Here is a 10,366-nt window from a genome sequence, read left to right on the forward strand (position 1 = left end):
TAAATAATCTAAAAACTGTAAATGATACAATGGGACATTCCGCAGGAGATCAGTTAATATTGAATTTCGCAAAGCTTTTGCGCAGTGTTATTCCAGAAAAGGATTTTGTTGGAAGATATGGCGGAGATGAGTTTATAGCAGTCATTTATCATACAAGCGAGGCGGAAATTAAGGTGATATTAAAATCATTGTACAGAGAAAAAAACAGATTAAATAGTTATGAAAATCAAATACCAATCGACTATGCCTGCGGATGGGCATTATCCTCCGATGATATGTCGGGTACAATGCAGATGTTATTGGATGAGGCAGATGCTTATATGTATAAAAATAAACAGTTATGCAAGAAATATAATTAGCTTTCAGCTCAGAGTAGATGAATCTTCTTAAATGAGTAATCGATAGAACCCTGTTGAAAAAACCAATAGAGTTTTTACTATGTTATTGTGTGATAATATCACGAAAGTCAGTTTATAATACAGTCATAAATTAAGCAAGTAAGACTCCGAAAGATTTTTGAACAATTCCGTATTGGTATGAAGATTTGTCATGAAGTTATCGTTATACTTCCGGGCTGCACCGCAGAGAAATCTGCGGTGTTTTTTGACTTTCTGTATGTGGTGAGTTTGATGGAAAACAGATCAATGATACTGGAGTAGGACTTCCGCGGATATTGAGAAAACGGAACGAATGTGATATCTTTTTATTAGGATAAAACGGCGCGAGGAGGAAATGACATGGTTGTTTATTTTTCAGGAACGGGAAACAGTAAATATGTAGCAGAGAGGATTGCCGGCAGCTTGCAGGAAAAACTGCTCTGTATGAACGAACGGATCAAATCGGGCGATACCGGAACTGTTAAGACAGGAGAGAATCTGGTAGTGGTGGTACCGACTTATGCATGGAGGATCCCGCGTGTGGTTTCTGACTGGATCGGACAGACAGAATTTGTCGGGGCGAAGAATGTCTGGTATGTGATGAGCTGCGGAAGCGGTATTGGTGGCGCAGATATATACAATCGAAAACTGAGTGAGAAAAAAGGATTAAAGCATATGGGGACGGCACAGATCATTATGCCGGAGAATTACATTGCCATGTTTAATGCTCCTGATGTGGAGAAAGCAAAGAAGATCGTTGCGGCAGCAGGTCCTGATATTGCTAAAGCTGCGTTGGCAATCAAACATGGAGAGAAGCTTCCATCAAAAAGTGGCTTCGGTGCATCTTTTGAGAGTGGTCTGGTGAATGATATCTTCTATGCGGCATTTGTAAAAGCAAAGGCATTTTATGCAGATCAGACCTGTACCGGATGCGGCAAATGTGTAAAAGTCTGTCCGTTAAACAATGTGACAATGAAAAATAAGAAACCTGTATGGGAAAAGCATTGTACGCATTGTATGGCCTGCATCTGCTATTGTCCGGCTGAGGCAATCGAATATGGCAGGAAGAGTGTTGGAAAGCCCAGATATTGTTTTGAGAATCTGGGGATTGAGAAATATGACTATAGCAATCCTCTAAAATAATGCATCTTAATCCAGTCCATCAGAGTGTGAAATCTGCGTCAGATATTTTTGCCTTGCGTCAGTACGCCTGCAGATATCTTCCTTGTCTTTCGCACTCTGCTGAACTGTCTTAAATGCATTATTTACGAGGATTGCTATAGACGGTCGTAAATTGCAGGCAAGATATGGAACATAAAAAAGTATCTGATAAGGGGGTATTAGATCATGTCTGCTTATCAGATACTTTGTTTATGCTTCTGGCTGTGTTCGTGTCATCAGTTGATTAGTTTGATATTTATGATCAATTCTCGAAAAATGTGACAGTAAAACCATCAGTTCCTATAGTTACGTCAGAAATAGTATCATTATCCCAGAGAGCATCCGTAATGACCGACTTTAAGGCTTCGTCCAGAATAAGATTAAATTCTTCTTCGATAAGTGAGAATGGAACCAATTTCTGGACTTCTGCACATTCCAGAATAAAATTAAGTATTTTTTCTTCCATGATAAATCCTCCTCGTAAAATTCCATACAGCATATATTACAATAAACAAAGCAATCTGTCCACCTTAGATTTTATTTTTGATAATTCATTATTCCTTTCGTTTTTGGACACTCACAGGGTTCGGAATTAACTGTGGGTGTCTTTTTTTCGCTGTTGCTTTGTGATAGTTGGCTTTATTCTGGTTTTGGCTTTCCTCGGAGAAACTGGAGATAAAAGGATGAAAAAAGAAATCCCTGATCCCTCAAGTTGATTGAGGGGTTCAGGGGAGTTAAAGTGTCGAAGACACTTTTTGTTTGGAACTGTCCTATTCTTCAACGTTACCAAAGCATTTGACATATGCGTCGTTTATGAGTATCGTCACACACAATAAAAAGTGAATTCGAATTCACTTTTTATCTGCTGGCTACCTGAGAAGGGGCATACTGGAAAGGATTGGTAATTGAATCATACTTTTATTCTATAGTTTTGCTGTTCTAGCTTTTTTCGCCTCAAAAACAATTATCTTTGAATCAGTTATAATAATTTTATGAAATTCATCATATTACCGCTGGATAGTTCTATGCCAAATTGCACATTATAACATACAGAACAGGAGGAATGCTTATGACATTGGAACAGGCTATACTGACAATGATTAATGACAAAATGCTTGATAATGGACAGATTTCCGAAAAACTGCACAGCAGTATCCAGAAAGACATTATAACCTTGAGTACATTCAATACAGTAGTCACGAAGAATGGAGAACAGATGGACAGTTCAGATGAATATTGCCAGCGAATCAGTTGATTGGAAAGGAATAAGATGGATATTTATGCAACACGTGAGGAACTGAAATCCCGGCAGAAAAATATATTTGATCTGAAACTGAATGTGGCGTATTATGCCCGAGTCAGTACGGATAAGGAGGAACAGAAAACCTCTATTGAGCATCAGTGGACTTTTTTTGAACAATTGATCTCAGACGTAAAGAATTGGACGCTTGTGGATGGTTATATAGACGAAGGAATCTCCGGTATTACCGTAACCCACAGAGAGGAATTCCAGAGAATGCTCCAGGATGCAAAAGCCGGGAAAATTGATCTTATCATAACTAAAGAGATCACCCGTTTTGCCCGAAACGTATTAGACAGTATACGATATACAAGAGAGCTTCTGGACTGTGGAACTGCTGTCTGGTTTAGGAATGACAATATCAATACATTAGATGAGGATTCGGAACTCAGGCTGTCAATTATGTCCGGTATTGCACAGGAAGAAAGCAGAAAACTTTCAAGTCGTGTGCGTTTCGGTCATGCAAGATCCATACAGAACGGTGTGGTTCTTGGTAATTCACATATATATGGATGGGACAAGCGAAACGGAAAATTGTTTTTGAATCCCGAAGAGGCAAAAATGGTACAGCTTATTTTTGAAAAATATGCTCTGGGAAACTGGTCTACCCATTCACTGGAACAATTTTTATGGGAATGTGGATACAGAAATTATAAAGGGGGAAAGATTGACAGCCATGTGATTGCCAATATTATCCGAAATCCTAAATATAAGGGTTACTATGTTGGTGGAAAAGTAAAAATAGTTGATCTCTTTACTAAGAAACAGAAATTCCTGCCTGAAGATGAATGGGTGATGTATAAAGACGATGGTACCCATGTCCCTGCAATTGTGGATGAAAAACTGTGGGAAGATGCAAACAGGATTCTGGAAGAAAGAAGTAAAAATATCAAGTTGAAAAAAACTTCCTATAAGCAGGACAACCTTTTTACCGGACTTATACATTGTGCGGAAGATAAAGCTGCATACTGGCTGAAAGTCAGAACTGTCCGCGGAAAAGATGCAAAGACCTGGGTATGCAGTCATCGCATAAAACAGGGCGCAGTTTCCTGCAGATCAAAACCGGTAAAAGAAGAAATCCTGTTGGAGATGATATCGGATGTTTATAACAATCTGGCTCAAAGCAATAAAAGTATATTGCATAAGTATCTGGAACTTTATGAGAAAGAGATTAACAAAACAGAAGGAACTGAAGAAAAAATTGACAACATACAGCATGAAATAACAGTACTGGAACAGAAGAGAGATAAGCTGCTGGATTACAATATGGGCGGCTACATTTCTGATGCGGAATTTTTAAGCAGAAACAAGGTTTTTACACAGCAGATAGCAGAGAAAAAAGCGAATCTGGAACAATTGAAAAGCATGAAACCTCTTTCAAAAACAGAATTGACAGATCAGATGGACAGGATATTAGACTATGCAAAGGAATATTCCTGCGTAAAACCCAAAGATATCACCAGAGCCATGATTGAAAACACAATCAATAATATAGAAATAACTCCGGTTAATGAAAAGAAAGCAGAAGTGATGATCGTATTTAAAAGTGGAAGTCTGCACAGCTCTGAATCTGTTATTCCGGCACTGGGACAGGAAAAAACTTATACTACGGAGACAGGGTATGAATATGTTGTACATTCAGGAATTTCTATGTAGATATTGCACTCACATATGGAATTCTTTTGCGAAGGTTACGAAAAGTAAGAAGTAGTGAATATTTCAGTTTGAAATAATATATAAAACAGGTGTAAGACATGGCAAATACGAAAAAAAGATGGACAGCCGATGAAATCGAAATATTAAGAAAGTACTATCCCGCAGAAGGAGATCAGGTCTGTGAAAGATTATCCGGAAGAACTGCAAAAAGCTGCAGGATCCAGGCATCAAAAATGGAAATATCCAAAAACATTTCCTCTTCAGCAACTGTACAGAATGATGTTAAATATGTCAGATTATGGACAGAGGCAGAGGATAAAATACTCAGAGAGTATTATGCTGCGGAGGGCAGTAAGGTACGTTATCGCTTAAATCAGAGATCAGCAGAATCCTGCAGAGGAAGAGCTGCTGCATTAGGACTTACTTATTCCGGGGCAAACAGAAAATGGAGCAGCAGCGAAGATGAAATTCTGAGAAACTATTATCCGACAGAAGGTGCTGAAGTTCAGAAAAGACTGGAGGGAAGATCCAAAGAGGCATGTAATAAAAGAGCTGCCAAATTAGGTCTTTGCATACAGGGAAGAAAAGAATGGACTGCAGAAGAAGACGAAATTATAAGAACATATTACAAAGCGGAAGGCAGGAAGACAGCAGAACGATTGGAAGGGAGAACTCTGACTGCCTGTCAGTCCAGAGCTAAGTACTTAAATGTCAGATCAGACAATAACAGACTTCCATGGACACAGGAAGAGGATGCGATCATTTCCCGATATTATGAAGAAAAAGGTGCCGGATATGTGCATACTCTTATTCCTGAAAGATCTCTTCAGGCATGCAAATACAGAGCGATGATTCTGGGATTAAGCAGGAAAACCAATGATCCATGGACAAAAGCCGAAGAGAAGATACTGAAGAAATACTACCCGGTTGAGGGCAGCAATGTTTATAAACGTCTGAATAACCGTACCAGAAATGCCTGCATCAGCAAGGCAGCCCAATTACATCTGCAATATGGACTTCCTATGTATAAAGGACCTGTATTGGATGAATGGATCATACTGGCAGTGAAACAGGGGATCACAAAAGTAAGACAATCTATGACATACAGTGAGATAACCTTTAAACCCGGAAAACTCCCTGAACTGCATCTGAGACTGGAATGTGATGAAACCGGAAAATTCAGGGTTTATGAGAAGTCTGTTCTTTTGGATGAAAAAGAATATGACAGGCAACGGGTTGAGAATCTCGCGGATACAATGGGACTTCAGATAGAAGGAAACAAAATTACTTTAAACAGCAGCGAAAAAGAGATAGAAGATGATATTTTCAGACTGATAGCAGGATGTTACCTGATTTATTACCTGCATTATTTTATGGAATTGCCATAATTGCTCTATTCTGTCTTATCTTGCTGTGAAATGATAAAAATTTGTCAACAGGATACTGCTTGATTTATGAGATACTTTCTCAACAGATGCAGAATAATTCTCTTGCATTTTCACGCAGGTTAGAATATACTAACCAACAGAGTTAACCAAAGCAAACTATTGCGTGATTTGATCATTTAAACTTCCACTGAAGAACTGAGATGAATCGGAGGATTTTATCCGCTTCATCTGAAATGAGATGATACACAGATAGCTTCAAGTCAGGGACGAAATATCTTTTGCCCCTGATATCATATTACAGGAGGATAAAGAAACAGATGAAGAAAAGAATGGCAATTCTGATGTCTATGGCAATTGCGGCAAACATGATTGCTTCTGTACCGGTATGTGCAGCAGACATATTTACAGATTCAATGACTACGGATTCAGCGATCACACAGGAGGCAGATGATGATTCCTTTAGTGATGGATTGGGAACACCGGATTTTGCGGATGAGCAGGAGAATGTACAGGCGGCTCAGGATGAGGGTACACAAAGTGCGAAAGAACCGCCGGAGGTGATAGCAGAATATGAAAGTGGTTCTTTTGCGAATGTTTGTAAACTAAAAACTTCTCTTAACTCAAGGTATGTTGAGCAAATTACAGGAATATCTATTAATGGAACAGAGTGGAATGAAGTAACTTATTCGTGGGATCTTACAGGAACAACATATATTAAAAAAGACTCAGACGGTTATGTTGGACTATCTCCAGATAGACTTGAAGTGGGTAATGAGATTGTAATCACCAGTACCGGATACAAGGATCTTACTTTAAAGGTAACAGGAACCGGAAAACACTGGAACGTTGAAAAAGTAACTTCACAGTCTGAACCTGAACAGACCAAAGATGCGCCAACATTTGCGGGAGATCAAGTGGAAATTTCAGGTACAGACTACAAGATCATTAAACCAGCTGATGAAAATAATGTTTCTGATTATATCAGTAAAATCAAAGAAATATCTGTAGATGGGACAGTATGGGATAAAACAGATTATGCAATAGCATTATATGGCAGAAAAGCATATTGTCCAGACAGCAGTAATAATCGTGTTGTATTTGATTCAACTGTACTTCATACTGGAAATGTCATTACAATAAAAAGTGATGGATATAAAGAACTTTATCTTAAGGTAACTGCAGAAGGAAATGACTTCAAAGTTGTTACAGCTGATTCCGGTGAAACTAATATTAACGGTGCATCTAACGGAGTGAACACTCTTCATGTCAGATTAAAAGGATACTTCGAAAGCGCTGTTACAGGGCAGCAGAAATACGATGCAGTTTCAGGGGCATCCACTTCTGTTTCATCCAACAAAAACAGTAATGTAGTTGTGGAAGCAGCTGATCTTCCGGATGGGCAGGAACCTGTTGAAGCTGACTGGAAGGAGTTAAAAGAAACAGGTGTAAAAATTGACACAAAGAATACAAAGGTAAACATTGACAGTGAAAGTGGGATGGCAGGGATGTATTCCACATATGACAGTTCTCTGTCTCTCAGCGGAACTCCTGCTAAAATCGGTACATATCCTGTCAATGTTACAGTAACTGATGAATCAGGGCGTACAGTAACAAGTAATGAGCTTACTTTCAAGGTTTACAGTACTAAGGAAAAACTGGCAGATCATCTGAAGCTTGAAAATGCAACCAAGACTGCAGATGGAAAATACATGTATGATATGGATCCATGGGTAATTCCTGATTTTAATGATACAGATGATATTGTAACAGTCCCGGCAGAGATTAAAGCCTGGTATGGCTCTCACACCAGCGGTACATATGGAGAACTGGGATATGCTGTTTCAGAGGGAGAAGCTACAACCCAGACATTGATCATACCGGCTGGATGTGATCTTACAATGGTCAATATGAAGGTTCTCAGCAGTGTGAAGATAAAAGTAGAAAATGGCGGAACATTGAATCTGAGAGATTCTTCCATATATGGACAGATTGAAGTAGAAAATGGTGGAACAATATCTGTCAATCACGATGATTATAGCGGAAAATTCCTGACAGGTACTTCCATTAATGGACAGCTGATTCTGAATGATGGAGCGACCATAAAGAATTCCATGATCTACTCCAACACTAATTTCCTTCCCAATGGAACACAGGCACGTCACAATACATCACCTGTTGTTGTGATAAGCGGAAATGTAAAGGTAGAAGGAAAAGTATATATCAAAGGTGATGAAGCTGCCACAGGAACAGATCCTGCCACAGGAAAAAGCTACAGCGGACAGCCGGCCTTGAAAGTCAGCAGCGGAACACTTACTATTGGCGAGGGCAGCCAGCTTGCAGCATACGGCGGAGGAAACATAGCAACTACTTCAGTTGGCGGTGCAGCGGTGATTCTTGACAACGGAACGATTTCCGGAGCAGGAACGTTGATTGCTGTTGCAGGACGAGGAGATGGTGATAACGGTGGCAATGCAGTTGAGGGCACCGGAAATGTAGAAACAGCAAAAGCATATCTGGAGGGGGGTTCTGCTTATTCATTTATGAACAAAAATGCGGAGCCAGGTAAAGCGTATACTGAATCTGTCACTATATCTCCTTCTACAAAAGGAACAGCAGTAAATGGTAAAAAAATAACTTCCAACAGTGAATCTGCTCCGGATACATATTGGAGTGACATTACAAAAACACCAGATGATAAAATTCAGAACTGTACTATATCAGATACCACAATCATACAGACCGTAAATCCATCACCATCGGTAAATCCATCACCGTCGGTAAATCCGTCACCATCAGTGAATCCAACAGTAACGCCGGTACCAACTGTTACTCCGATACCGGATGCTTACCCGGAGGGAACTGAGGAAGATAGAAATGGAAACCTTGTTACACCGGAAGGAATCGTGATCAGTTCAGATGGAACTGTAACACTTCCGGATGGCACGAAGCTGACACCTGATGCAGATGGTAAAAAGCCAACTGTAAATAAAGATGAAACTGTAACAGATACAAAAGGAAATACCTACAGTACAGACGGAAGTATCACAGATTCAGACGGAAATTATACCAGACCTGCAAAAGCAGTTATAAAGAATGTATCTGTTTCCCAAAACTCCGTAAAAATGGTGCTGAATGAAGAGTGTAAGGGTGCTCTGAAATATGATTATGTGATCGGCACCTCTGAGGATATGCTCAAAACAGGACAGTATACAAAGGTCCTGAAAAATCAGGAAGAACTGAAGTCTGCATTTGCATATATGGATAAGGGAACCTGGTATGTAGCATGCCACGCATGGCTTAAGGGTGAAGATGGCAAAAAAGTATTTGGACAGTGGTCTGAGATCCATAAAGTAGATGTGAGTGCCATTACGCCACAAGCACCTGTGATCAGTAAGGTAACTGTTAAAGGCTCCACAGTGACAGTAAAATATACGAAGAGCAAAAACGCTCAGGGCTATGATGTAGTTCTCAGTGATACCCTTACCAAAACTAACGGACAGAAATGCCCTGCTGTTTCCGGAGAAAATTATTATGTAAAAAAGATAAAAGGAAATACAGTAACTGTTACATTTAAGAATGTTAAATCAGGCACTTATTATATTGGTTTACATGCATGGAACCGTACTTCTGAGGATAATTCAAAAACATTCAGTGAATGGTCAAATGTCAGAAAAGTTAAAATGAAATAAAAAATTGTGAATAATGGTTGAATAAATCAGAGGGGATACCGGCAATGCACATTATACATTGCAGTATCCCCTCTGATTTGTCAGGAATGTTGCAGAGATTTCGCTTTTAAGAAAAAAGATACCAGTTTTACTAGCAGTTTATGTGGAAAACCGGAAAGAACCCTACGGAATAAAAAGTGTGTATTGGAACCGTTACTGTTCAGGGGTTAGCTGGACAGTAACTTTCCATGTTTATAGATTCGATTTTATCGGCGGTATGAAAGATGGTATGTTGGAAATGGCGAATGGGCATTTTTTCCGTGGGATTAGAAAAATAAACAGCAGGTCCTCACCCACTGCTTATTGCTTTTCGTAACCTCCACAGGGGAGTTACTTGATTCGGTTAAAATATATGTAAATTTTCCACCAAAATATTATTGACGTAAGAAAAGCCACATGGTATTTTATTTTTGGAAAAACTGAAAATTATTTTAAAGGCAAACCTGTTGAAAGGCAGGGACGCAAAGCCAGAAGGGACTAAAGTCAGAAAGCTTGACCATGTCAGCCGATTGCCACTGTTTCCATATCATCATAATATATGGAAAAGCTGTTTGAACAGAAGAGATTCCGATACCTTTTATACTATATAGATGTGTGATTTTAAAGAAATATAGTAGGGACACTGGCAGAGATTTTGGCAGGTGTCCTTTTTGTATGCAAAAATGGGTAACAAAACTAGTGTACCAACAAGTTGATTTCTAGAACAATCTTGCGTCTAAATTTCTTATTTCCGCGTTGTCGTCGGTCGCCGTAGCC

General features: G+C 39.3%; 7 protein-coding genes and 1 riboswitch. Of the genes, 6 read left to right on the forward strand and 1 reads right to left on the reverse strand.

The window, feature by feature from the left end:
* Both LJE09_RS16030 and LJE09_RS16035 read left to right on the forward strand, forming a co-directional pair.
* A partial coding sequence (locus LJE09_RS16030) for a GGDEF domain-containing protein (protein ID WP_161298935.1) occupies positions 1-359 on the forward strand: 359 nt, incomplete at its 5' end.
* A gap of 378 nt (positions 360-737) precedes the next feature.
* Positions 738-1,520, forward strand: a complete 783-nt coding sequence (locus LJE09_RS16035) for an EFR1 family ferrodoxin (RefSeq protein ID WP_227311546.1) — start codon at positions 738-740, stop codon at positions 1,518-1,520.
* A gap of 280 nt (positions 1,521-1,800) precedes the next feature.
* Here the strand turns inward: LJE09_RS16035 and LJE09_RS16040 are convergent, their stop codons facing one another.
* Positions 1,801-2,004 carry a hypothetical protein gene (locus LJE09_RS16040; RefSeq protein WP_020993865.1) on the reverse strand — a complete coding sequence of 68 codons (204 nt, stop codon included), beginning with the start codon at positions 2,002-2,004 and terminating at the stop codon, positions 1,801-1,803.
* Positions 2,005-2,607: 603 nt separating this feature from the next.
* Here LJE09_RS16040 and LJE09_RS16045 point away from each other — a divergent pair.
* From LJE09_RS16045 to LJE09_RS16060, 4 genes are all read left to right on the forward strand, one after another.
* Complete coding sequence (locus LJE09_RS16045) at positions 2,608-2,793, forward strand: hypothetical protein (RefSeq protein ID WP_227311547.1); 186 nt, start codon at positions 2,608-2,610, stop codon at positions 2,791-2,793.
* A 15-nt stretch (positions 2,794-2,808) separates the two neighbouring features.
* A complete protein-coding gene (locus LJE09_RS16050; RefSeq protein ID WP_118633764.1) occupies positions 2,809-4,494 on the forward strand; it encodes a recombinase family protein in 1,686 nt (561 codons plus the stop codon).
* A 98-nt stretch (positions 4,495-4,592) separates the two neighbouring features.
* Positions 4,593-5,882 (forward strand): SANT/Myb-like DNA-binding domain-containing protein, encoded by a 1,290-nt coding sequence (locus tag LJE09_RS16055; protein ID WP_227311548.1) that lies wholly within the window; start codon positions 4,593-4,595, stop codon positions 5,880-5,882.
* A gap of 317 nt (positions 5,883-6,199) precedes the next feature.
* Complete coding sequence (locus tag LJE09_RS16060; RefSeq protein WP_227311549.1) at positions 6,200-9,571, forward strand: hemoblobin-interacting domain-containing protein; 3,372 nt, start codon at positions 6,200-6,202, stop codon at positions 9,569-9,571.
* Positions 9,572-10,036: 465 nt separating this feature from the next.
* A riboswitch (cyclic di-GMP riboswitch) is annotated at positions 10,037-10,127 on the forward strand.
* The last annotated feature ends 239 nt before the right edge of the window (positions 10,128-10,366 follow it).

Origin of the sequence: Blautia sp. DFI.3.45, assembly GCF_020593505.1 — a bacterium.
GTDB classification, from domain to species: Bacteria; Bacillota; Clostridia; order Lachnospirales; family Lachnospiraceae; genus Blautia_A; species Blautia_A wexlerae.

Excerpts from the sequence above, each read along its gene's own strand:
- LJE09_RS16035 (WP_227311546.1), top strand. The coding sequence starts at position 738 with ATGGTTGTTTATTTTTCAGGAACGGGAAACAGTAAATATGTAGCAGAG.
- LJE09_RS16040 (WP_020993865.1), bottom strand. The coding sequence starts at position 2,004 with ATGGAAGAAAAAATACTTAATTTTATTCTGGAATGTGCAGAAGTCCAG.
- LJE09_RS16045 (WP_227311547.1), top strand. The coding sequence starts at position 2,608 with ATGACATTGGAACAGGCTATACTGACAATGATTAATGACAAAATGCTT.
- LJE09_RS16050 (WP_118633764.1), top strand. The coding sequence starts at position 2,809 with ATGGATATTTATGCAACACGTGAGGAACTGAAATCCCGGCAGAAAAAT.
- LJE09_RS16055 (WP_227311548.1), top strand. The coding sequence starts at position 4,593 with ATGGCAAATACGAAAAAAAGATGGACAGCCGATGAAATCGAAATATTA.
- LJE09_RS16060 (WP_227311549.1), top strand. The coding sequence starts at position 6,200 with ATGAAGAAAAGAATGGCAATTCTGATGTCTATGGCAATTGCGGCAAAC.